The sequence below is a fragment of the Nodularia harveyana UHCC-0300 genome, from assembly GCF_034931085.1.
GTDB classification, from domain to species: Bacteria; Cyanobacteriota; Cyanobacteriia; order Cyanobacteriales; family Nostocaceae; genus Nodularia; species Nodularia harveyana.
Genome location: NZ_JAYGHG010000017.1, coordinates 22,403 through 44,360, shown reverse-complemented (window position 1 = coordinate 44,360; position 21,958 = coordinate 22,403). Strand labels below are relative to the sequence as shown.

At 42.0% G+C, this 21,958-nt stretch carries 21 protein-coding genes; 12 read left to right on the top strand and 9 right to left on the bottom strand.

Annotated elements, in window-relative coordinates; translation table 11 throughout:
• Positions 1-101 precede the first annotated feature (101 nt).
• On the top strand, positions 102-437 hold the full coding sequence (gene petJ, locus VB620_RS11775) for a cytochrome c6 PetJ (protein ID WP_323196342.1): 336 nt from the start codon (positions 102-104) through the stop codon (positions 435-437).
• A gap of 170 nt (positions 438-607) precedes the next feature.
• Positions 608-1,066 carry a VOC family protein gene (locus VB620_RS11770; protein WP_323196341.1) on the top strand — a complete coding sequence of 153 codons (459 nt, stop codon included), beginning with the start codon at positions 608-610 and terminating at the stop codon, positions 1,064-1,066.
• Positions 1,067-1,130: 64 nt separating this feature from the next.
• Here VB620_RS11770 and VB620_RS11765 read toward each other — a convergent pair whose 3' ends face one another.
• From VB620_RS11765 to lgt, 3 genes are all read right to left on the bottom strand, one after another.
• Positions 1,131-1,484 (bottom strand): phenylpyruvate tautomerase MIF-related protein, encoded by a 354-nt coding sequence (locus tag VB620_RS11765; RefSeq protein WP_323196340.1) that lies wholly within the window; start codon positions 1,482-1,484, stop codon positions 1,131-1,133.
• A gap of 57 nt (positions 1,485-1,541) precedes the next feature.
• Positions 1,542-2,303, bottom strand: a complete 762-nt coding sequence (cobM, locus tag VB620_RS11760; RefSeq protein ID WP_323196339.1) for a precorrin-4 C(11)-methyltransferase — start codon at positions 2,301-2,303, stop codon at positions 1,542-1,544.
• A 136-nt stretch (positions 2,304-2,439) separates the two neighbouring features.
• Positions 2,440-3,315, bottom strand: coding sequence for a prolipoprotein diacylglyceryl transferase (gene lgt, locus VB620_RS11755; protein ID WP_323196338.1), 876 nt, complete (start codon positions 3,313-3,315; stop codon positions 2,440-2,442).
• Between the two features lie 138 nt (positions 3,316-3,453).
• Between lgt and coaD the strand changes: the two genes are divergently transcribed.
• On the top strand, positions 3,454-4,005 hold the full coding sequence (gene coaD / locus VB620_RS11750; protein ID WP_323196337.1) for a pantetheine-phosphate adenylyltransferase: 552 nt from the start codon (positions 3,454-3,456) through the stop codon (positions 4,003-4,005).
• Entirely contained in the window at positions 3,915-4,583 is a 669-nt protein-coding gene (locus VB620_RS11745; RefSeq protein WP_323196336.1) for a DivIVA domain-containing protein, read from the top strand. Before coaD ends, VB620_RS11745 begins: the two co-directional genes overlap by 91 nt.
• A 408-nt stretch (positions 4,584-4,991) precedes the next feature.
• Here VB620_RS11745 and VB620_RS11740 read toward each other — a convergent pair whose 3' ends face one another.
• Positions 4,992-5,810, bottom strand: a complete 819-nt coding sequence (locus VB620_RS11740) for an EndoU domain-containing protein (RefSeq protein WP_323196335.1) — start codon at positions 5,808-5,810, stop codon at positions 4,992-4,994.
• Between the two features lie 424 nt (positions 5,811-6,234).
• Here VB620_RS11740 and VB620_RS11735 point away from each other — a divergent pair, with 424 nt between their 5' ends.
• Entirely contained in the window at positions 6,235-6,606 is a 372-nt protein-coding gene (locus VB620_RS11735; RefSeq protein WP_323196334.1) for a hypothetical protein, read from the top strand.
• Between the two features lie 275 nt (positions 6,607-6,881).
• On the opposite strand, the gene VB620_RS11730 is transcribed toward VB620_RS11735, so the two are convergent.
• Positions 6,882-8,681, bottom strand: a complete 1,800-nt coding sequence (locus VB620_RS11730) for an ankyrin repeat domain-containing protein (protein WP_323196333.1) — start codon at positions 8,679-8,681, stop codon at positions 6,882-6,884.
• 684 nt (positions 8,682-9,365) lie between these two features.
• On the opposite strand from VB620_RS11730, the gene VB620_RS11725 reads away from it, so the two are divergent.
• Positions 9,366-9,518: a hypothetical protein gene (locus VB620_RS11725; protein WP_323196332.1), complete on the top strand. Its 153-nt coding sequence runs from the start codon at positions 9,366-9,368 to the stop codon at positions 9,516-9,518.
• A gap of 121 nt (positions 9,519-9,639) precedes the next feature.
• Here the strand turns inward: VB620_RS11725 and ilvC are convergent, their stop codons facing one another.
• From ilvC to VB620_RS11710, 3 genes are all read right to left on the bottom strand, one after another.
• The gene (gene ilvC / locus VB620_RS11720; RefSeq protein ID WP_323196331.1) at positions 9,640-10,635 is read right to left on the bottom strand and encodes a ketol-acid reductoisomerase; all 996 of its coding nucleotides are present in this window, start codon (positions 10,633-10,635) and stop codon (positions 9,640-9,642) included.
• A gap of 255 nt (positions 10,636-10,890) precedes the next feature.
• Positions 10,891-11,760 carry an aldo/keto reductase gene (locus tag VB620_RS11715; protein ID WP_323196330.1) on the bottom strand — a complete coding sequence of 290 codons (870 nt, stop codon included), beginning with the start codon at positions 11,758-11,760 and terminating at the stop codon, positions 10,891-10,893.
• A gap of 83 nt (positions 11,761-11,843) precedes the next feature.
• Positions 11,844-12,764 carry an ion channel gene (locus VB620_RS11710; RefSeq protein ID WP_323196329.1) on the bottom strand — a complete coding sequence of 307 codons (921 nt, stop codon included), beginning with the start codon at positions 12,762-12,764 and terminating at the stop codon, positions 11,844-11,846.
• A 79-nt stretch (positions 12,765-12,843) separates the two neighbouring features.
• Here VB620_RS11710 and VB620_RS11705 point away from each other — a divergent pair, with 79 nt between their 5' ends.
• From VB620_RS11705 to VB620_RS11695, 3 genes are all read left to right on the top strand, one after another.
• On the top strand, positions 12,844-14,016 hold the full coding sequence (locus VB620_RS11705; RefSeq protein WP_323196328.1) for an MFS transporter: 1,173 nt from the start codon (positions 12,844-12,846) through the stop codon (positions 14,014-14,016).
• 186 nt (positions 14,017-14,202) lie between these two features.
• A complete protein-coding gene (locus tag VB620_RS11700; RefSeq protein ID WP_323196327.1) occupies positions 14,203-14,556 on the top strand; it encodes a Spx/MgsR family RNA polymerase-binding regulatory protein in 354 nt (117 codons plus the stop codon).
• A 237-nt stretch (positions 14,557-14,793) separates the two neighbouring features.
• Entirely contained in the window at positions 14,794-16,326 is a 1,533-nt protein-coding gene (locus VB620_RS11695; protein WP_323196326.1) for a SagB/ThcOx family dehydrogenase, read from the top strand.
• A 96-nt stretch (positions 16,327-16,422) separates the two neighbouring features.
• On the opposite strand, the gene VB620_RS11690 is transcribed toward VB620_RS11695, so the two are convergent.
• On the bottom strand, positions 16,423-17,484 hold the full coding sequence (locus VB620_RS11690; RefSeq protein ID WP_323196325.1) for a CobW family GTP-binding protein: 1,062 nt from the start codon (positions 17,482-17,484) through the stop codon (positions 16,423-16,425).
• Positions 17,485-17,664: 180 nt separating this feature from the next.
• On the opposite strand from VB620_RS11690, the gene cysS reads away from it, so the two are divergent.
• The 3 genes from cysS (at position 17,665) to VB620_RS11675 (ending at position 21,887) form a co-directional block, all read left to right on the top strand.
• Complete coding sequence (cysS, locus tag VB620_RS11685) at positions 17,665-19,098, top strand: cysteine--tRNA ligase (RefSeq protein WP_323196324.1); 1,434 nt, start codon at positions 17,665-17,667, stop codon at positions 19,096-19,098.
• Between the two features lie 108 nt (positions 19,099-19,206).
• Positions 19,207-20,328: an AI-2E family transporter gene (locus tag VB620_RS11680; protein WP_323196323.1), complete on the top strand. Its 1,122-nt coding sequence runs from the start codon at positions 19,207-19,209 to the stop codon at positions 20,326-20,328.
• Between the two features lie 122 nt (positions 20,329-20,450).
• Positions 20,451-21,887 carry a TldD/PmbA family protein gene (locus VB620_RS11675; RefSeq protein WP_323196322.1) on the top strand — a complete coding sequence of 479 codons (1,437 nt, stop codon included), beginning with the start codon at positions 20,451-20,453 and terminating at the stop codon, positions 21,885-21,887.
• Positions 21,888-21,958: the final 71 nt, after the last annotated feature.

Here is a 21,958-nt window from a genome sequence, read left to right as displayed (position 1 = left end):
CAACTTCATCTTAATTTGGTATAAGTCCAGTTCTCCTCTTCCCAGACGGGGTTAGGGCTGCGGTAAAATGATTGTGGCAAAACATAATCAGGAGTAATTGAGTGCAAAGACGACTAATATTGTTATTAGTGACAATGTTTCTATTCATAAATAATTTTACGACCCCGGCGATCGCCGCAGAGACAAATCATGGCGCAGAAATTTTTAGCGCTCAATGTGCGGGGTGTCATATCAATGGCGGTAACATTATCCGCAGAGGTAAAAACTTAAAAAAGTCGGCTCTAGAAAGATATGGGATGAATACCATAGAAGCCATTACAGGTATAGTTACCAATGGTAAAAATAATATGTCCGCCTACAAAGACCGCCTAACTCCAGAACAAATCCAAGAAGTTGCAGCTTACGTCCTGGAACAAGCAGAAACAGGTTGGCATTAATGGCGTTGCTGAATCAAAGTATGAAATGCCAAAATCACCTTGATTTTTCTTAGTTCCTTTGCGCCTTTGCGCCTTTGCGTGACACTAATTCATATCTCAATTCAGCAACTCCGCATTAATTCTATATCTCGCCAAGATTTATCTCAACTAAACAAATAGGAGTAGTTTCTATGGAACCTAGCACAACCCCCAAAACCAGACTAGTAGCCGGAAATCTCCGTTCTGTCCATCATATTGCTCTCAATGTCAAAGATATGCAAGCCTCTAAATACTTTTACGGTGATATTTTAGGTTTGCATGAACTCACAGGGGAACAAGTACCAGCCACTTTAACAGAACTTGTGGCTACAGGGAAAGTCGCCAACTTTGTTACCCCCGATGGCACAATTTTAGATTTATTTTGGGAACCGGAGTTATCACCACCAGATCCCAATGCAGAAAATAAATTTACCAGAGCATATCATCTCGCCTTTGACATTGATCCGCGATTGTTTGAAACAGCCTTGAAAGTCCTCACAGAAAATCAAGTGGCGATCGCCCACGGACCAGTTACCCGCCCTACAGGTAGAGGTGTATACTTTTATGATCCCGACGGTTTTATGTTAGAAATTCGTTGCAATCCCGGATAACACCTGACTCAATCTCCAACTCTCTTTTTCTGCGATCGCTACTTGCTAATCTGCGTCAAATTAATTAACCAAAAGTTGCACCATTCCAACCCCACATTGCCCCCTTAGCATCAGCAAATTCGATATAAATTCGATTTTCTGGTACGCCTAAAAATTGGTTAATTTGTTGGCAAAAATTTTGACTCATCGCTGTAGTTTCGTTTGGTGTCATTGTGCCAATACTCTTAATTTCAATATAGCAAACCGGGTCTGTAGTCCCAGCAAAAGTCATAGAAACATCGGCTTCTAAACTTGTCATCACATAGGATTCAGGTTTACCCAAATGTTTTGCTAACTTGCTAGATAAGCTCTTTAGCAGAGTCTCAACATCAGCTTTTGCGGGTGCAGATACAGAAGTTTGAACTTTAATTAAAGGCATAGTATTAAGTGCAGATTTTCGGTTTTCTTGACTTATTCAGTTTATCGAACCTAGTCCCTAATTATGAGATGATCGAAATATATGACTGTGTTCTGGATGATATAAACGCGATCGCCCTGTAGTTGCCGTAAGTGCTGGACTAATAACATAAAGTGTGGTACGAATTAAATCCTCTTCATGGGTAGACTTAGCCATTTGACTCAGAGGCACAACCAAGATTTTTTCATCAGGCCAGCCAATGCGGAAGCAAATCGCTATGGGCGTATCATCTGGATAATGTTCTAAAAGTTTAGCTTGGGCGTTTTCTATGTGACGCGCACTGAGATAGAGACAAAGACTAGCCTGATGTGCCGCCAAGGTAGCTAATTCTTCCTTGGGGGGAACTTGTGTCCGTCCACTGATGCGGGTGAGGATAATAGTCTGTACCAAACCGGGGACAGTTAATTCTATTTTCAGTTTAGCGGCTGCGGCTTGAAAAGCACTAATCCCAGGGATAACCTCAAAAGGAATATCAGCTGCGGCTAACAGTTGCATTTGCTCATGGACAGCGCTGTAAAGACTGGGATCACCAGAATGGAGACGCACCACAGATTTATGCGATCGCACCCGTGCCAACATCAGCGCTATAATTTCCTCTAAAGTCTGATTTGCCGTCCGAATAATTTCCGCATCTTCTCGGCATAAATGCAAAATTTCCTCTGGAATCAAAGAATCAGCAAATAAAATAACATCTGCACTAGCGAGCAGTTTCTGGGCTTTTACTGTTAATAAATCCGGATCTCCAGGGCCAGCACCCACAATGTAAACAAGCGAATCCATAAATGTAAAATCTCAAACAAATTTTTCTCGGCTTTTTTTCCGAATCTTCCGGATTAAGCCTTTTTTTCTCGTAGATATGAATGGTAGATGCACCCTGGTTAAGCCCTAGAGAATACTCTGGGGCATTTTTTTGGCTTCATCCCCTCATTCCCTCATCCCTATTTGGTGGCGCAACTACATCAGGTAAAGGACGTTTCATTAAATACAGCCAACCTAACCCAGCCAATCCTACAAGAATACCGCTTAAACTCACAAATTGGGCAATGCGGAGCGGCCCCAGCATTAAGCTATCAATGCGAAAACCTTCAATCCACACACGTCCGCAGCTATAAGCAACCAAATAAGCTAAAAATATCGTCCCTAAGCGCAAACGGGGCTGACCAGATAAACCGCGAAAAAATAAAGTCATCAGCAACGCGAAGACAATTAAATTCCACAGCGATTCATACAAAAATGTGGGATGGAAATATTCAAAATTAGCTAAACCTGGAGGGCGGTTTATCGTGGGAATATACAACCTCCAAGGTAAATCAGTGGGACGGCCAAAAGCCTCAGAGTTAAAGAAATTGCCCCAACGTCCAATTGCTTGCCCTAAAATCACCGAAGGAGCCACTAAATCAGCCAATTGCCAAAAAGATATCTGATTAACCTTGGCAAAGATTAATGCTGCTAAAGTTCCACCAATAATCGCACCATGAATAGCAATACCTCCTTGCCAAATCGCAATAATTCGTTCTGGTTGCTGGGAATACTCTGACCATTGAAATAAAACATAATACAACCGCGCTGCCGGAATCGCCCCAATGACCAGCCAAATTGATAAATCACTGATCAATTCTGGGTTAACATTACGGCGCTTTGCCAGATACTGGGAAAGGCTGACACCAATTAACACAGATGTAGCAATTAACAAGCCATACCAGCGAATACTTATTGGCCCTATTTCCACGATAATTGGGCCGGGAGACGTGAATTGAAAGGCTAAAAGCAAAGTGGAAAGATCCAATACCATGCAAAACTACCTATTTAACTACTTTGTTAGGCGTTACAGCAATTAAAGCAGTTTTTGCAGCCTCTGGGGATTGGAAAATTAAACTTGATACTTCATGCTTTATACTTACTGAAGTAGCTTTGGTGCATTGAATATTTTGTGATTGCTATTTATCCTGGCAGCTTTGACCCGATCACTTTAGGTCACCTTGACATTATTCAGCGTGGTAGTCGGTTGTTTGACCGGGTAATTGTGGCTGTATTACGGAATCCGAATAAGATACCACTGTTTACTGTACAGCAAAGATTAGAGCAGATTCGTCTAACTACTCAACACCTGTCTAATGTAGAAGTAGACGGTTTTGACGGTTTGACAGTCAACTATGCCCAAAACAAACAAGCACAGGTTTTATTGCGGGGTTTACGGGCAATTTCTGACTTTGAAGTAGAGCTGCAAATGGCTCATACCAACAAAACTATTTCCACTCAAATAGAAACAGTTTTTCTTGCCACATCCAACGAGTATAGTTTTTTAAGTAGTAGTGTGGTAAAAGAGATTGCCAGATTTGGTGGATCTGTTGATCATCTTGTTCCCCAACAAATTGCCCTAGAGATATACAAATGCTACAATCACACCTCTCCAATAGCCAACCCAATCACAACGGAACCGCTCCCCCCTCTGAAGAGTATGCCAACGGAACCGGAAACGTAGATATTCTAGAAGAACTCAATCGTTTAGAGACATTAATTCTCTATGGTTTTCGCGTTCCTTTGACTGGAAGGACTTTGGTAGATGAAGATCGGTTATTGGAACATCTGGATTTTATTCGGATTTCGTTACCAACCATTTTTCAGGAATCAGCCCTGATTCTGCAACAAAAGCAGGAGATTCTATTAGAGGCTGAAGAGTATGGACAGCAGGTAATTGAGGCGGCTCAAGCCAAGCGAGCGCAAATTCTAGGGCAGAGTGATATCATCCGCCAGGTAGAACAGGAAGCCGAACAGTTACGCCGACAAGTTCAGCAGGAATGTGAGGGGATGATGCAAGCAACTCTGGCGGAAATTGATCATAAACGACGTACCTGTGAACAAGAGTTAGAGGAATTGCGACAAAATGCGATCGCCCAAGCTCAAGATATTGAAAATGGCGCTGATGAATACGCCGATAGTGTCCTAGATGGTATAGAACAAGACCTGAAGGATATGTTACGTATTATTACTAATGGGCGGCAACAATTACGACAAGATGTCCCACCACAGCGTAATTCCAACCCTCCGAAGAAGAAGTAATTTGCAAGGCGAAAAATCAGCTACGAATTACCCTTTGTTTGTAGTGAGTGCTTAGGCGCTCAATTTCATGATTTAACTTATAGCAGGGAATAGCACTTCGGCTACGCTTAGTGTCCGGGAATAGGGTCACCCTCAGCGCCTTGTACTGAGCGGCTTGTACTGAGCGGCTTGTACTGAGCGGCTTGTACTGAGCGCAGTCGAAGTAAGTCGAAGTAAGTCGAAGTAAGTCGAAGTAAGTCGAAGGGCGTAAAATCCCTAATTGCAAGGGTTCTATTATCTGTTTCTGTCCTCACCTAATTGGCGGTTGCTATATTTATGAATTTGTAAGAACTTGTCAGTAAACAAGCCACATTTGCCTCTACTTTGACAATAGGGTATGTAGACTCGCAGAGATAAAGAGTCACATCTTTATCTGATACAGGTTCCACCTTGGGGAGTAGCATCAGGATAAAAAGTAACTATAGCCTTTTGTCGCCGGACAAAAACTTTGGGAAAAGTGGTTCCAGTTTCCTGGTCTCGGACATTAAAAATGCACGCCCCCTCAGAATTTCCTTGCAACTTAAATATTTGGGTAGCACTTACTAGCAATTCTTGAGCATTACTGAGATAGCTATAGCCCTTAATCACATCTGTAAATGTGCGGTTCCCTTGTTTAATCACAACTCCCATTGTATAAATTACACCAGGAACAACCTGCTCACGCCTGTAATTATTCGGTAAGCGTCCGCCAATTCCCTGATTTTGTAACTGTAAATATCTACCATAAAAATGCAAGCCGCCAATTTTATCAGCGCTTTTGAGTTCACCGCAAAAAATATGTTCAAACCCCCGATTTTTAAACCAAATATCCGTTAAATCTGCGATGAATGCAGTTTTATTTCTGCGTCCTGGCAGAATTTCGCCGCCGGTGACTGTCTGAAGTTGCTGTAATACATCTGGATAATTAGACAACAATTGTTTGAATTGATTGGGTGTGACTCTTTGTCCTATGGAACCGCAGATGTTGAGAACAGATTGGTCAAAGGAATTTAGCCGTGGTGGTGGTGGGGTAATATCTACGTTTTGACCCCTGGGGAAACCCACAGGTACAGGGTTATTGATATTATCGAAAAATGGTAAAAGTTGGCTGGCTGACTGAGAGTGTGCCGGTGCAGGATTTTGTATTCCCAGGAAGCCTGCGAAGAGTAATATAGTTAATCCACTGCCTAGCCTGTGTATTTTCAGCATATCAAACTCGTATAACAACTACCAAGGCAACTTAAGCATAAACCATAAGTAGTCTCTTTTTATTTGTTACAGGTAGAACAACCGCCAAGGTGGTTAAAGTAGGTTTCTAAAGTATCAATTGTTACTATCTATGGCGACTAAAAGTCGCGGCTACACAGACAAAACCCACCTACGTGGTTTGAAATGCTTAGTTTCTCCTTAGTCCGCGCAGGTGGTCCATGAGCAGTTCGACCTTCGTCAAAAGGTCATCTAAGTGCAGCCACAAATTTTACCAATGGCAACAAGTTGGAGTATCATATTGGGGAATAAGTGTTAGTTGAAAACGAATCGAACATCTGACGCACTTTTTTGGTAAAGTTGACACTAGTCTTCGCCAATCGAAAATATTACATCTGAAGTTCAATTTTTTTTGGAGGAAAAGAAAATGAATAAGTTTACTTGTGCGATGATAATTGGGACAGTATTGTCAGTTAGTGCGCCAGCTTATGCTCAAAATCGTGCCGTTAATATCAGTGTTGGTAGTATTGGTGGTCCTCTAGATAATGTCGCTTTGCGAACAATTCGCCAAGTGGCAGGGTTTGCGGTCGGCACTGGCACTGTCAATAAATTTATTATTTATACTCCTGGAAATGGTTCTCCTATTCCCATAGAAGGGGGTTTATCAGCTTGTGCAGAAGCTGGCTTCGGCATCAGTGAGGCCAGATTTAATGGTTTTATCCGACAGTTGCGTTCAATTACACCCCGCCCAGGAACTTTCTTGAACGTGGAACCTACCACCAGCTGTAATCTCCTCTAAGAATGTTGGCACTTAATCCTCTTGTGTCACTTTTAGGAAGCATTATCAATGCCTGATTCTGAAATTCTGAATTAGTCAAGGTTTAAAGCTGTATTTTCTACTAGAAACTAAAATGTTAAGCAAAAAACCTGGAAAATAACGTTTTTAAAGGTTTTGAGCTATTAGATTCTCCCAGTTTGAGACAAAACGATTAAGTGCTGTAAATTCACTCAAACTTTAGCAAGGCAGCAAGAATGCCCAGTTTGGCTTCTAGATCAATATTTTCTTGCTGCTGATTATTTTTTCGGCACAGAAGTATTTAATGCCATTTGAACCTGTGCAAAAAGTTGAGGCAGATATTTATAGAATCGCCCATCTCGCAGGAACATTGCATCGACGGTACAGCTACCACAATGTTCTCCTGGGGGAGGAACTGCAACAGATAGTACAGCTGCGTCTGAAACACCAGCCCAGGGTAAGTGTCCGAGAGGAGCTTGATTCAGTGAGTAAGTGAGTTCAGATTCATTCAGCCAGTCACTGCTGATAAAATCGTTTTCGGTTCGAGGAACTTGAAGTTTCCAACCGACGCGATCGCGAAAGGTATTGGCGGCAGTTTCGGAATTGTTCGGATGAGATGCTATTACCTCTTGCCAAATCTTTGCTTGGATACTGAGTCCAAACCGTCCATCACTAGCTACTAACCAAGCTTGATCAATCTCTTGAATTAAATCTAGAGGTATAGTTGCAGCGTTCGGTTCAAAGAGGTCTTTTTGAGGTGATAAGAGACGGCGGGTTTCTTGATCGGCAGCACTCCAGTTTTTAGAATTGAGCAACTGCTGGAGTTTTGCTGTTGCTTTGGTTGTGGTTGTTCCACTACCAGCAGAATCTTTAGTTGCGATATGTTGCTCTAACAAATTAATGATTTGGGTTTTATTAAGTTGTCGAGCCAAGTCTAAAGCAGTCTTACCTTGTTTATCTTTGAGGTCAAACTTAGCATTTTTACTAAGAAATAGTGTTACCAATTCCGGTCCAAAAAAACTTTGTTCCTCCAATACTGCTTGGTGCAGAGGTGTTCTTCCTAAATTATCTTGAACATTTAAATCTGCATTAGCCGCAACCAGTAACTGACCCACTTTCAGATTAACATCATATAAAGGGGTTTTACCTTCAGCATCTTGTATGTTAACTTTTGCTCCTCGCTCCAAAAGCAGTTTAACTAAAGTGGGTTGGAAGCGATTTACGTGGAGCGGAGTTTGCCCCTGAGCATTGCGGAGATTAACATCAACTCCCCGATCTAGTAGGAGTTGTAGTACTGTGGGGTTAATATCCTGAGAGTGAATTACAGCCCCTTGACGATTTTGGATAGTGAGATCCGCCCCTGCTTCGATTAGTTTCTTGGCGATTTCTAGATGAGATGCTGCGTAGTGCAGTGGTGTCCAGTCTTGATTGCTACGGGCATTTATATCCGCACCACTGCGAATCAATAGCTCGGTAATCTCTGCTTTTCCGGAATTGGGAACCAGATGTAGCGGTGTCATTTGCTCTTGATTTCTAGCATTAACATTAGCACCTCCATCTATCAAAAGTTTGATTACAGCAGCCGTTTTTTCACCAAAAACATTATGGAGTGGGGTATTACCTCTTCGGTTGCGGACATTGACCTTTGCTCCTCTACTCAGAAGTAATCGCGCATTTTTCTCAGATTTTCCTAAATAATGTAGGGGAGTATCTCCTTTCCCATCCTTAGCATTTACATTTACCCCAGTTTGGATTAAACGTTCAGCCAGTGATTCGTCTGTGGATAGTAAAACGTTGAGCGGTAGCCACTTTTCACCCAAGATATCGCAGGTTTGATTCAGATTACCTCCTTCTGCGATCGCCTTACCTAATGCTACTGATAAATCGGGAGCAGCACCGTAGGGACCAAATTTTTCCGATAATACTTTGCAAAAAGGAGAGATAGAATAAAAGGTTTTCTTTAGTACCTGAGATTTAACGGCAAATGGTACCATTACCATTGCTCCCAAAGCAGTAAGGGAAATCAGAAAAAATGTCTTGAAGAAATAACGAGATGATTTGTAGTTAAATTTCGCCATTATGATGTAATTTCCTTATTTCCTATAAAAGATTTATAAATTATTAATGCAGCTATTCCCCAAACTCCCATTGTGAGGAAAACAGAGAACGTAAATTGGACATTATTAAAGGATTCAATGCGACTTGTGGCAATCTCTCCATTTTTGACTCAGACAAATTATTCATATAGCAAAGCCAATTAGATAATGAATGAGACTCTGAGTTTAATAACTTAGTTGCCGAATGATAAATATTCGTGATCGCAAGATGGTTTGAGAACTCAAATAATGAACCAGCTATCAAACTCGTTCTAACTTGAGAACATCGTCCCAATCCTATTGATGCAGTTGTGTTCGGGAATGTTGTAGGTTTCCAGGGGACTGGGCTTGTGAAGCCAAAAATTCCCTCACTGATGCTAAAGAAGAGTTACCTGAAAATTGGGATAAAAGTTTGATAGTACTTTGATATGTGAATAACTCAAGATTCAATATCAATACAAATCACTGTTACGTAGGGATCAATTACTGATTCAGGAACACAAATTGTTAATTCTCCCAAAGGATTGGGATTGAGAAGAGAATCTATAATTGCACAGCAAATTGTAAAGTCCAGTGGTGTACTGTCAGAAAGAATATAGACCGATTTTATTTGTTTAATCTAATTTAGTAACTAAGCCTGTGAGTAATTGCAGTTTCTATAAAAGTTTGAATCAGTTATCTATCGAGGGTAAAGGTTTGCGTGGTCGGAAAATTGTTGAGGAACCACTAGAAAATATTCTGCGCGTCGATATTCAAGATAAGCGATTTAAATATCGTCAACTTTATCGGGTTGTGATTGTGTTGAAATCCTATAAATAAATTTCTCTAAATCCAGAATATACAGATGAAGATAGTGTCCGCAATGTTGTGTTTAAAATCAATTATTTTCTGGAGAATTTCCCTGAATAGGAGGGCTGAAGCCCTCACTACAAACTTTAAATTAAACTTTCTTTAACCAGCTAAACATGGCGCGGAGGTCTTTACCGACTTCTTCAATGGGATGTTCGGCTTCTTGACGGCGCATGGCTGTGAATCCTGGTTTACCGGCTTGATTTTCTAAGACAAATTCCCGCGCAAATTGCCCAGATTGAATTTCGCTGAGAATTTTCTTCATTTCAGCTTTGGTGTTGGCGTTGACTACGCGGGGTCCACGGGTATAGTCGCCATATTCAGCTGTGTTAGAGATGCTGTCACGCATTTCGGCTAGTCCGCCTTCTACAACTAAGTCAACAATTAGTTTAACTTCGTGAAGACATTCAAAGTAAGCCAGTTCTGGTTGATAACCTGCTTCGACTAAGGTTTCAAAACCTGCTTTAATGAGGGCGCTTAAACCACCACATAATACTGCTTGTTCACCAAATAAATCGGTTTCGGTTTCTTCGCGGAATGTGGTTTCGAGAATACCGGCGCGTGTACCACCAATTCCTCTAGCGTAAGCCATAGCGCGATCGCGTGCCTGACCAGTAGCATTTTGATAAACTGCAAATAGTGCGGGAACACCTTGTCCTTGTTCATAGGTGCGGCGGACTAAATGTCCGGGTCCTTTAGGTGCAACCATTACCACATCAACGTCAGCAGGTGGTACAACTTGGCCAAAGTGAATGTTAAAGCCGTGGGCGAAGGCGATAAGGTTACCAGCTTCTAAGTTGGGTTCAATTTCGTTTTTGTAAACTGTCTTTTGGACTTCATCAGGTAATAAAATCATGATGAAATCAGCAGCTTTGGCAGCATCGGCTACAGGTTTCACTGTTAAACCAGCTGCTTCGGCTTTGGCTGCTGACTTACTACCCGGATATAGTCCGACAATGACATTCAAGCCACTATCTTTAAGGTTAAGGGCGTGGGCATGACCTTGGGAACCATAGCCAATGATGGCAATTGTTTTTCCGGCCAAAAGGTCTAAGTTGGCATCTTCGTCATAATACATCCGGGCCATAGTGCATCTCCTGTCAGCAGCATTCTCATTAATTAGCAGCTTTCGATTGTACCTTAAATCAGTGAACAGTGAACAGTTATCAAGGTATAAGGTGGGGGATTTAAACGTCTCTTGACTGCTAATACCAATTCTTTATGAGGATGCGCTGAATTATAGGAGGAACGAACCACGAAGTACACGAAGAAAGAAGGAAGGAAGGAAAGAAATTCAGCGCAGCTTTACACAGAAATGGTATAACTGCTAACTGATAACTGCTCAAGACGTGGCTTGATTGATTTTTTGCACTTCTGCGTCTGAGAGTTTCACATTTACAGCAGTTACTGTGTCTTCAATGCTGGAGATTTTGCTAGCACCAGGAATGGGTAAAATACAGGGGGATTTGGAACGCAACCATGCTAAGACGATGCAATATAATGATACGCCTTTTGCTTGGGCAATTTGGGCGATCGCCTGAATATTCGGCAAGTTACCGTGGCGACGCATTCCCCCAAAGGGACTCCAAGGTAAAAAGGTGATGTTTTCCTGTTCGCAATATTCCAAAACACCGTCAGTTTCTGGCTGTCTATGCCAAGGACTGTATTGATTCTGCACTGAAATAACATCCACTACATCCCGCGCTTGTTTAATTTCGGCGACAGAAAAGTTAGAAACTCCCACAAATCGAATTAAACCCGCTTCTACAGCTTCTTTCGCTGGGGTAAGGGATGCTTCTATGCTGTAATTGGGATCTGGAGCATGAAATTGCCAAAGATCAATGGGTTTGTCGCCGCCTAAAATCTCAAAGCTTTCCCGAATTGTTTGGCGCAAATGTTCTGGATTCCCGTTACGTCCCCAACTGCCATCAGGACGGATTAAACCGCCTTTGGTAGCCACAAATACTTGGCTGATATCCCCTGTGTAAGTTGTCAGTGCTTGGTGAATCAGACCCTCATTGTGATGTTTATCTGATTCATCCTTGCAATAAGAGTCCGCAGTATCAATAAATGTGATCCCCAAATCCAAAGCCCGATGAATGACAGCGATTGATTGGGATTCCGGCGGGCGATCGTATATTGACATAGGCATTCCACCTAAGCCAATTGCACTCACGTATACACCTGTATTTCCTAGTTGTTTGGTTTCCATACTGTTTATTTTGGTTAGCATTACTACTAATCTAGTAACTGCTGAGGGATTTTTAACAACTCATCAAGATCATCTAAAAATCTCTATACCTGATTTAAAGGTTGGATATCATGAAAATGCTGATAGTCAATGTAGCGATGTCCATCGGCTGTATGGTGCATGATATCTACAAAGCGATGATTCCAGAAAATTTCATTAGCACCATAAGTATGACGAGCATGAACCACCTGGGCAACTGTTTCATCAATACCACTGACAGAAGTGATCAGCAAAGCATTTGTCCGAGTTAATGATTCTGGAGTCATTCCATACAGAGGACTAAACTCATCAATTGCGTGCATCACAGACCAGGTTAATGAGAAGCTAGGCGTTTGGTTTCTCAGCAGTTTGAGGTCATAAATCCGACGGATAAATCCACCTTCCACGCTCACTTCATCACGCATTAAATAAACCTTCATTTGTGCCTCTAGGATCATGTTACGGCGCTGGTTAGCGGTGCGAAACATCAGAGTCGGCACTCCTTCATGAGGTATAATCACCACAAATTGGCTAAACATGACACGAGCAGTAGCTTTAGAAAACCTTGCAAATGCTAGTCCGGTCATCACAGCAATTCCCATCAATCCCACCATCGCTTCAATGGTAACTATGATATTGGCGTAAGTGGTTTGAGGATACATTGCACCGTAGCCGATGGATGCCAGGGTTTGCACGCTGAAGAAAAAAACATCTGAAAACGAGCCTGGTTCAGCATTAGCAATACAATCTCCCCCCGCCAAATAAGCCAGAGCAAACAGGGTATTAATAGTTAGATAAAAAGTAAAAATTAGGATGACAAAGCCAGCCCAAGGGATTGTCAGCAGCAGGTGGTAGGGATCACGCCAGTAAGAATACCATGCACCCATACCCATAATCTCAAATAGTCCATTTTGGATTTTAATGTGAATCCGTGGAATTAGACGCTGTTTTTGCTTTCGAGAAAATCTCTTCAGTTGAAGTTTCATTGGGGTAGCCAAAAAAACGGACGCTGAGTATTATTACTATAGTTGATAAATCGTAAAAACTGGTGGTTATAAATCGCTGATGAATCGAAATTTTTGGATTACTGCCTTAATTGCGTTTATTAACTCCCTGAGTTTGACAATTTTAATTCCCATTATTTATATTTATGGCAAGCGATTTGGCTTGAGTGATTTTGAGACTAGTTTATTATTTTCCATGTACTCTGTAGCTCAATTTTTGGCAACGCCTGTTATTGGTAAGCTTTCAGATCGTTTTGGGCGTAAACCTTTATTGATTATCAGTTTAGCTGGAACTGTAATTGCTAACTTAATTGCTGGAAATGCCACAACAGCAGGTGTTCTCTTTTTCGCGCGATTTCTGGATGGTATAACTGGCGGTAATGCTTCGGTGGCTCAGGCAATTATTTCAGATGTCACTACTGCTGAAAACCGAGCTAGGGGATTTGGGTTTTATGGCGCAGCATTTGGTTTGGGTTTTGTATTAGGTCCAGTTACGAGTTTATTCGCACAGCAAATTTCTTTGGGGACGGCCTTTTTAGTTTCCGGCGCAGTTGCATTTGTCGGACTTTTAGTGACAATCTTTCTTTTACCTGAAACTCTGCAAAATAAATCTAAAAAAGCTGAAAATATATTTGATCTAGGGTTAGGAAATTTAATTAGCGGTTTGGCTATGCCGAAAGTTGGTGTACTTTTGGTAATTAACTTTTTTATTGGTACTACTTTTACCATCTTTACCTTTGCGTTGCAACCCTACTTTATTAATGTTTTGGGTCAAAATAGCCAGTCTTTAACGCTGATGTTTCTGGTCGTTGGAGTTTTGGGTGTAATTATGCAAACTTGGGGTGTTTCAGTTCTCAGTCGTAAATTTAATATAGTCAATATATTATTCCTATCTTTATTTGTTCGTAGTTTGTCTTTTGTTCTCATGCCAATTTGGGAGAATATCATTTATTTTGTCGTAGTTGCTATCTTATTTTCTCTATTCAATTCTCTAGTTCAACCCATGATTAATACATTAATTTCTCTGAATGCTAAAGCAGAAGACCAAGGAACTGCTATGGGTTTGAACGCATCTTATTTAAGTATCTCTAATGGTATTGGTCCTGTGATTGCCGGCACACTCATTCATCAATCGAATCCCATTACCTATGGCTATCCTTTATATTTAGCGGGAATCTTGACTTTTTTAGTCTTATTCTTAGCAATAGTTACGCGCGAAAAATATGCGCTATAATTAGATTTTAAATATTTATATAGGACTACTATTTGATTAGTAAACAAATATGTAGGGGGTAATGCGTCATTATTAAGGCTTTGGTGCGTTACGGATTTCATTCTAACTCACCCTACAATAGTTATTTTTTTTCATAAATCAAATCTGATGCCTATATATGTGATGGAAATTTTTGGTTAACTTTTTATGTCTCTTCAAGTTTACGGTATTCCCAATTGCGGCACTTGTAAAAAAGCTTTTACGTGGCTGCAAAACAACAGCATTGATTATGAATTTATTAATACCAAAGAAACGCCGCCCACTCGTGAGATGATTCAAAACTGGGTGAAGTCCTTGGGTTTTGCACCTATGCGTAATACCTCTGGTCAATCCTATCGGGCTTTAGGTGAAGAAAAGAAAACTTGGACTGATGAACAGTGGATTGACGCATTCGCTGAAGATGCCATGCTGTTAAAACGTCCACTTTTCGTCAAAGATGGTACAGCTATGTTGGTAGGCTTCAAGGCTGAGGCAGTATTGAGAGGGAAATTAGGGCTTTAGTCTTTGTACCACTAATTGATATGAAACGGAAACCTGGGCAGCGAACCCATGCACCACTGGCAACAGATATTCTAGAATTAACTAATGCCGACTGCATCTGCTATTGAATCTTTTTTGATCTTCCCAGAATTGTCAGAGATCAGACAATGACTTTAAAGTTTGTACTAATTAACACGAAACAATGAGGCTAATGAATGCCAAGATCAAAATCAGAAAGCCAAGAGTATTGAAAATAATATGCCAGAAATACACCAATCTATTGCTCAACACTACCACGAACGGACTAAATACGATCCTGAGACTCTGGCCTCTAAATCTCAGGGCTTAGATTGGTCTAAACAGCCAGTCCCGTTTAAAGAGTACAAAATTGGAACAACTTTTGATCTCAAACCTTATATCCAAGACACATCAGAGACATTTGCTGATAACCCCGATGCTCAATGGTGGCAAAGACTTTCGCGGTTACTGTTTCGCAGTTATGGACTAACAGCGAGAATGCCTTCAATGGGAAGTGCGGTATATTTACGAGCTGCACCCAGCGCGGGGGGTTTATATCCGGCGGAAGTCTATCTCGTTTCTCGTGGTACGCCTTTATTACCACCGGGACTATATAACTATCAATGTCGCACTCATTCCCTGATGCACTATTGGGAAAGTGATGTTTGGTCAGCTTTGCAGGAAGCTTGTTTTTGGCATCCAGCCTTGGAAAATACCCAATTGGCAATTATTGTGACTGGGGTTTTTTATCGTTCAGTATGGCGATATGAAGATAGAGCCTATCGTCGCATATTTTTAGATACGGGGCATCTGTTGGGCAATATTGAGCTAGCTGGGGCGATGAATGACTATCGCCCGCACTTGATTGGCGGTTTTGTGGATGAGGCTGTTAATGACCTGCTTTATATTGATTCCGAACAAGAGGGAGCGCTGGCGGTTCTGGCTTTGGCAGACTTATTAGATATCCAGCAAAATTTACCACTGGGATGTACAGCTTTACCTTCTGGGAGTGAAACTGATTATCCGCCGATTCCTGATGGTGAACTGCTGAGGTATTTTCATTTTCGCACCCAAATTCCAGCCAGTGTCACTGGTAAGCTGAATTTACCTAAGGTGAAGCAAGATAAAATTTTGCAGGATAAATACAATTTTCCGTTCTGTTTAAAAGTTCCCACAGTGACTACACCTATTGACTGGGGAGTAAAACTGGCAGATTTGGAAACTACTATGTATAAGCGACGTTCTACCCGCGCTTATAGTGGTGATGATTTAAACCTTGATGAACTGAAAAGTTTACTTGATTTTACTTATCAAGCGCAAAATTATTTAGACCAAGGTTTGGATATTTCTCCAGACTACTTTGACCTGAATTTAATTGAAACATTTATTGCTGTCAGTGGGGTTAAAGGTTTGGAGTCGGGCTGTTATTATTACGCCCCTAAAGCTCAGGAATTAAGACAAATTCGCTTCAAAAACTTCCGCCGGGAGTTACACTTTCTCTGCTTGGGGCAAGATTTAGGGAGAGATGCAGCAGCAGTGCTGTTTCATACAGCTGATCTGAAATCCGCGATCGCACAATATGGCGATCGCGTTTACCGTTATTTACACACCGATGCTGGACATTTGGGACAAAGGTTGAACCTAGCCGCAACTAAGTTGGGTGTAGGTGTCAGTGGTATTGGTGGCTTTTTCGACGACCAAGTAAATGAGATATTAGGGATTCCCGCCGATGAAGCGGTGATATATGTCACCACTCTGGGAAGACCGAGGTAACAGTTATCAGTTATCAGTTATCAGTTATCAGTTATCAGTTATCAGTTATCAGTCTTTGTTTACTGTTCACTGTTCACTGTTAACTGATTTCCAATCTCAGCTTTTAGAAGGAACACAAAGACAGTTTTCTAACTGAGACATGAGAGTTTCACGATCTAAATTTTGACCAATTAACACTAACTGAGTTTTCGGTGTACCCCGCCATTGATCATCATCCAAAGTGAAACGTTTACCGCAAAGGTGGAAAATATGACGCTGGGGACTTTCATCAAACCAGAGAATCCCTTTAGCGCGGAAAATATTGGTAGGTAATTCGTTATCTAAGAAAGATTGAAACTTTCTGATAGAAAAAGGCTGTTCACTTTGAAAAGATATGGAGGTAAAACCATCGTTTTCTAAATGGTGGGAATGATCGTGGTGGTGGTGATCATGATCTTCGTGTTCACATTGGGAATGGTCATGATCATGGTGATCATGGTGATCATGTTGATCAGTTTCCTCAAAATACTTGTCAGATGCAAACAAACCCACACTGAGAATTAAAGGTAAGGGAACTTGCGATCGCTGACTGCGGATAATTCTGGCATCTTGTTTGATAGAATCGATCTTGCGTTCCAAATCTTTCAAAGCCGCCTCATCAACTAAGTCTGTTTTGTTGAGGATAATTATATCACCATAGGCAATTTGACTATATGCCGCGTCTGAATTAAATAAATCCAGGCTATAATTCGCCGCATCAACTACAGTAATAATAGAATCCAGACGGGTTAAATCTCTTAATTCTGTACTTAAAAAGGTTAAAGCCACTGGTAAAGGGTCAGCTAATCCCGTAGTTTCTACTACTAAATAATCAATATTTTCTTGGCGTTCTAAAACTTGGTAGACTGCATCGACTAAATCATTATTGATAGTGCAGCAAATACAACCATTACTGAGAGCTATCATGTTCTCTTCAGTGGAGACAATTAACTCATTGTCAATGCCAATTTCCCCAAATTCATTTACTAAAACCGCAGTTTTCAAACCTTCTTGATTACTGAGGATATGATTTAATAAAGTGGTTTTACCACTACCCAGAAAGCCAGTAATAATCGTGACTGGGATTCCTTGCTTGGGTGCATCAATTCCGGGAGATTCAGAAGTAACTACTGATTGCATAATCCTGTGTTTAAATAATAAAAACTGAGAAAGGATGAATGTAATTTTAATCCCGCCAGGGGTTCAGTTGTGAGCGAAGGATGGTTTATTTCTGCCTTGCCGTACTAGCATAGGTTTAACGGACTGTGATTTGGGCTGTTTTACCCTATTATTACCTTTTAGATTTGATCATTATTCTGTATGACCCTAACTATTTACAATACTCTCACCCGTCGGCAAGAAGACTTTGCAACCGTGGAACCAGGCAAAGTGAAGATGTACTATTGTGGTGTGACGGTTTATGATTACTGCCATTTGGGTCATGCTAGAGCTTGCATTGTCTGGGATGTAGTCCGTCGCTATCTCCAGTTTATCGGTTATGAGGTGCGCTATATCCAAAATTTTACCGATATTGATGACAAAATTCTCAAGCGATCGCGCGAAGAGCATTCTTCAATGGAAGCAGTCGCCGAACGTTATATCAACGCCTATTTTGAGGATATGGGAAGGCTGGGAATTAAAGAAGCTGACGAATATCCCCGTGCAACTCATACCATGAACGGGATTCAGCGATTAATTCATGAGTTGGAAAATAAAGGTTTTGCTTATCCGGCTGATGGTGATGTTTACTATGCTGTGCGCCGGTTTAATGAATATGGTAAGCTATCCGGGCGAAAATTAGAAGATATGCAGGCCGGAGCGAGCGATCGCGTCCAGGTAGCAGATCCAGAATATCAGAAAAAGAAAGACCCCTTTGATTTTGCCCTGTGGAAAGCCGCCAAACCAGGGGAACCTGCGTGGGAATCACCTTGGGGGCCAGGTCGTCCGGGATGGCATATTGAATGCTCGGCAATGGTGCGCGATCGCCTGGGTGAGACAATAGATATTCATGCTGGTGGTGCTGACTTAATTTTTCCCCACCATGAAAACGAAATCGCCCAATCAGAAGCCGTCACAGGTAAACCCCTAGCCACTTACTGGCTACATAACGGCATGGTGAAAGTCGATGGTGAGAAAATGTCTAAATCCTTGGGCAACTTTACCACCATTCGGGACTTGCTAAATCGGGGCGTTGAGCCAATGGCGGTGCGGTTATTTGTGCTGATGGCGCAATATCGTAAGCCTATAGATTTTACTGCCGATGCGATCGCCGCCGCAACCAACGGCTGGCATACCCTCAAAGAAGGTTTACTGTTTGGCTATGAATACGGGGGAGTAGGGAGTGGGGAAAATTTAACTTCGGAAATCCACATTCAGCGTTTCCAAGAAGCGGTAAATGATGACTTTAATTTTCCCGGTGGGTTAGCAGTGTTATTTGAATTAGCCAAAGAACTGCGCCGCCAAGCCAACATTATTGTACATGAAGGCAAAACCGAAACATCTCCAGAGGAGTTACAAAAACAGTGGCAAACCTTGGTAATGCTAGCAGAAGTCTTTGGTTTAGTCGCCCAGCCAGAAGCGGAAATTTCCAGCACTGAAGGTTTAAGTGATGGTGAAATTGATCACCTAATTCAACAAAGACAAGCCGCCCGAAAAGCTAAAGATTTTGCCGAAAGCGATCGCATCCGTGATCAACTACAGGCAGAAGGTATTACATTAATTGATAGCCGTGATGGTACTCGCTGGCATCGTTAGAAGAGTGTGGGGGGGGAGAAGAGGCAGGGGGGCAGGGAGCAGGGAGCAGGGGGGAGAAGACGGTAACTTCCCAATGACTAATGACCAATGACTAATGACTAATGACTAATGACAAACAACGAGCGTAAATCCATTTCCTTATCCGAACTCCTGCTAATTGTCGCCGTTTGCTGTGTGGTCGTCTTACTGTGGCAATTACGGAACTTACTGTTAACTTTAATGATAGCGGTAGTCTTAGCAGCTGCGATCGCACCATTAGTTAACGCCGCCGTAAAATTGCGGATTCCTCGGTGGTTAGGCGTAATTATTGTATATATCAGCCTCATATCGGGTTTAATTGGTGCAGGGTTAATCATTGGACCATCTGTTTCTGAGCAAACTCAGCGATTAGCCAGTAAATTGCCCATTTATTTAGATAACTTAGTAATTGCAACAGAAAATTTTGCCTTACGACTGGGAATCACTCAAATCGAGTCAGTAGAAGAATTTTTTGACCTCCAATCTCTCACTAATTGGTTATTTCGTTCCAGTCAACAGTTAGTAGTCCGTTCCTTCGGCTTTACTCGTGGCTTTATTGGCGGCTTAGTCAACCTGATTTTAGCCCTAGTCATGTCCGCCTATATGGTAGCTGGGAGCAAAAACTTAATCAAAGGTCTGGTCAGTTTATTTCCCCAACCCTGGGATGAACGTTTAGCCGACCAAGTTATCCCCATTTCTCGCCGCATGGGGGGATATATTCAAGGACGGGTTTTAGTCTCCGCTATTTTAGGGGTTGTAATTACCGTTGGTTTGCGGATTTTGGGACTATCAGAATTTGCCTTAGCCCTCGGTGTAATTGCTGGCTTCACCAACTTAATTCCCTTTGTGGGGCCAGTCTTAGGCGCAATTCCGGCTTTAATTGTGGCGATTCCCCAAAGTGGGTTAACCTTTTTTTGGGTATTACTCTTATTTGTAATTATTCAAAATCTAGAAACCTATGTACTTGACCCCTTGCTAGTAGGTTCTTCCGTCCGCGTGCATCCTTTATACCAACTTTTAGCCGTACTAGGAGGAACACAGGTTTTAGGAATTATTGGCGCTGTAATTGTCCCTCCTTGGGTTGCTGGTGTGGGCGTATTGGTGGAAAATCTCTATTTACAGCCAAAATTGTTAAATGAGGAAAAATCCGCTATTTACAAATTAGCTCCAACCTCGGATAATCAACCAACATCAGATTCTGGTCATAATTAATTTTAGATTTTAGATTTTAGATTTTGGATTAGACTGCAATCTAAAATCGCTTTCTCCAAAATCCAAAATTCTTTGCTCCCCACACTTCCCAGATATATATAGATAATAATTTTTATATAAATATGTTGTCTAAACTTACACACGCGATCGCAACCTTGAATATACCAGCCGATTGGATTGGAATTAGAGCCGTTAAGGAAAATTCCTCCACTCGTTACGTCCGGGATGGTTTACCCCAAAGCAATGGCAAAACCTCCACAATGGGGGCGATGCTAGAAGTATTAGTCAATGGTTGTCTCGGCTATGCAGCCACCAATTCCCTCGAATTACCATCACTGCAAGCAGCAGCCCAAACCGCTTATAAACAAGCTCTAGCAGCTAGCAAATGGTGGATATATCCCTTCAGTGAAAGTCAACGCCCCAAAGTCGTAGGCGAATATCACTCACCCTTTGTAGAAGCATTTGAGACACTGAATCCAGGTGAAATTAACCATTTATTGGTGCGTGTGTGTGAAAGCCTGAAAGTTAACGACAAAATAGTACAAACCACAGCCAGCGCCAGCACCACAGAAAGAGAGACATGGTTTGTCAGCAGCAACGGCTCCGAAGTTTATCAAAAAATCCTCTCATTAGGAACTCATTATGGAGCGATCGCCCAAGACGGTAAAATAGTTCAACAACGTAACAACAATGGTTGGCAAGCACACTGCTATCAAGGCGGATGGGAACTATTAAACCAAGACCAATTATGGCAGCGATCGCAACAAATTGGCGAACAAGCCCTAGAACTACTCACAGCCGATGAATGTCCCGACACCCGCACAGATTTAGTCCTAGCACCAGACCAAATGATGCTGCAAATACACGAAAGCGTCGGACATCCCCTAGAAATCGACCGCATCTTAGGCGATGAACGCAACTACGCCGGCGGTAGCTTCGTTAAAACCAGCGACTTTGGTCACCTAGAATATGGTTCACCACTGATGAACATCACCTTTGATCCCACAGTTCCCGGTGAATTTGCCAGCTACGGATTTGACGATACAGGGGCAGTGGCGACACGGGAGTATGTCATTAAAGGGGGAGTCTTACAGAGAGGTTTAGGCAGCCTAGAAAGCCAAGCCAGAGCCGGGATATCAGGAGTAGCTTGCGCCCGTGCTTGCTCCTGGAATCGTCCCCCCATCGACCGCATGGCTAACTTAAACCTCGAACCAGGAAACGCCACCCTAGAAGAAATGATTGGCGGAATAGAACGAGGCGTTTACATGGAATCAAATCGCTCTTGGTCAATAGACGACCAGCGTTATAAATTTCAATTTGGTTGTGAATACGCCAAATTAATCGAAAACGGCAAACTTACCAAAACCCTGAGAAATCCCAACTATCGAGCCACCACCCCCCAATTTTGGCACAGCCTCACCCAAATCGGAAATGCCGACAACTGGCAAATGTACGGAACAGCAATGTGTGGAAAAGGCGAACCCAACCAAGCCATTTGGGTAGGACACGCCTCACCAGTTTGTGTATTTAGCAACGTCGAAGTATTCGGAGGAGGATAAATCAGTTATCAGTTACTTGTACTGAGCGGCTTGTACTGAGCGCAGTCGAAGTAAGTCGAAGTATCAGTTAT

Coding starts and splice junctions, on each gene's coding strand:
- VB620_RS11770 (WP_323196341.1), top strand. CDS start 608: ATGGAACCTAGCACAACCCCCAAAACCAGACTAGTAGCCGGAAATCTC.
- VB620_RS11765 (WP_323196340.1), bottom strand. CDS start 1,484: ATGCCTTTAATTAAAGTTCAAACTTCTGTATCTGCACCCGCAAAAGCT.
- cobM (WP_323196339.1), bottom strand. CDS start 2,303: ATGGATTCGCTTGTTTACATTGTGGGTGCTGGCCCTGGAGATCCGGAT.
- lgt (WP_323196338.1), bottom strand. CDS start 3,315: ATGGTATTGGATCTTTCCACTTTGCTTTTAGCCTTTCAATTCACGTCT.
- VB620_RS11745 (WP_323196336.1), top strand. CDS start 3,915: ATGCTACAATCACACCTCTCCAATAGCCAACCCAATCACAACGGAACC.
- VB620_RS11740 (WP_323196335.1), bottom strand. CDS start 5,810: ATGCTGAAAATACACAGGCTAGGCAGTGGATTAACTATATTACTCTTC.
- VB620_RS11735 (WP_323196334.1), top strand. CDS start 6,235: ATGAATAAGTTTACTTGTGCGATGATAATTGGGACAGTATTGTCAGTT.
- VB620_RS11730 (WP_323196333.1), bottom strand. CDS start 8,681: ATGGCGAAATTTAACTACAAATCATCTCGTTATTTCTTCAAGACATTT.
- ilvC (WP_323196331.1), bottom strand. CDS start 10,635: ATGGCCCGGATGTATTATGACGAAGATGCCAACTTAGACCTTTTGGCC.
- VB620_RS11715 (WP_323196330.1), bottom strand. CDS start 11,760: ATGGAAACCAAACAACTAGGAAATACAGGTGTATACGTGAGTGCAATT.
- VB620_RS11710 (WP_323196329.1), bottom strand. CDS start 12,764: ATGAAACTTCAACTGAAGAGATTTTCTCGAAAGCAAAAACAGCGTCTA.
- VB620_RS11705 (WP_323196328.1), top strand. CDS start 12,844: ATGAATCGAAATTTTTGGATTACTGCCTTAATTGCGTTTATTAACTCC.
- VB620_RS11700 (WP_323196327.1), top strand. CDS start 14,203: ATGTCTCTTCAAGTTTACGGTATTCCCAATTGCGGCACTTGTAAAAAA.
- VB620_RS11695 (WP_323196326.1), top strand. CDS start 14,794: ATGCCAGAAATACACCAATCTATTGCTCAACACTACCACGAACGGACT.
- VB620_RS11690 (WP_323196325.1), bottom strand. CDS start 17,484: ATGCAATCAGTAGTTACTTCTGAATCTCCCGGAATTGATGCACCCAAG.
- cysS (WP_323196324.1), top strand. CDS start 17,665: ATGACCCTAACTATTTACAATACTCTCACCCGTCGGCAAGAAGACTTT.
- VB620_RS11680 (WP_323196323.1), top strand. CDS start 19,207: ATGACAAACAACGAGCGTAAATCCATTTCCTTATCCGAACTCCTGCTA.
- VB620_RS11675 (WP_323196322.1), top strand. CDS start 20,451: ATGTTGTCTAAACTTACACACGCGATCGCAACCTTGAATATACCAGCC.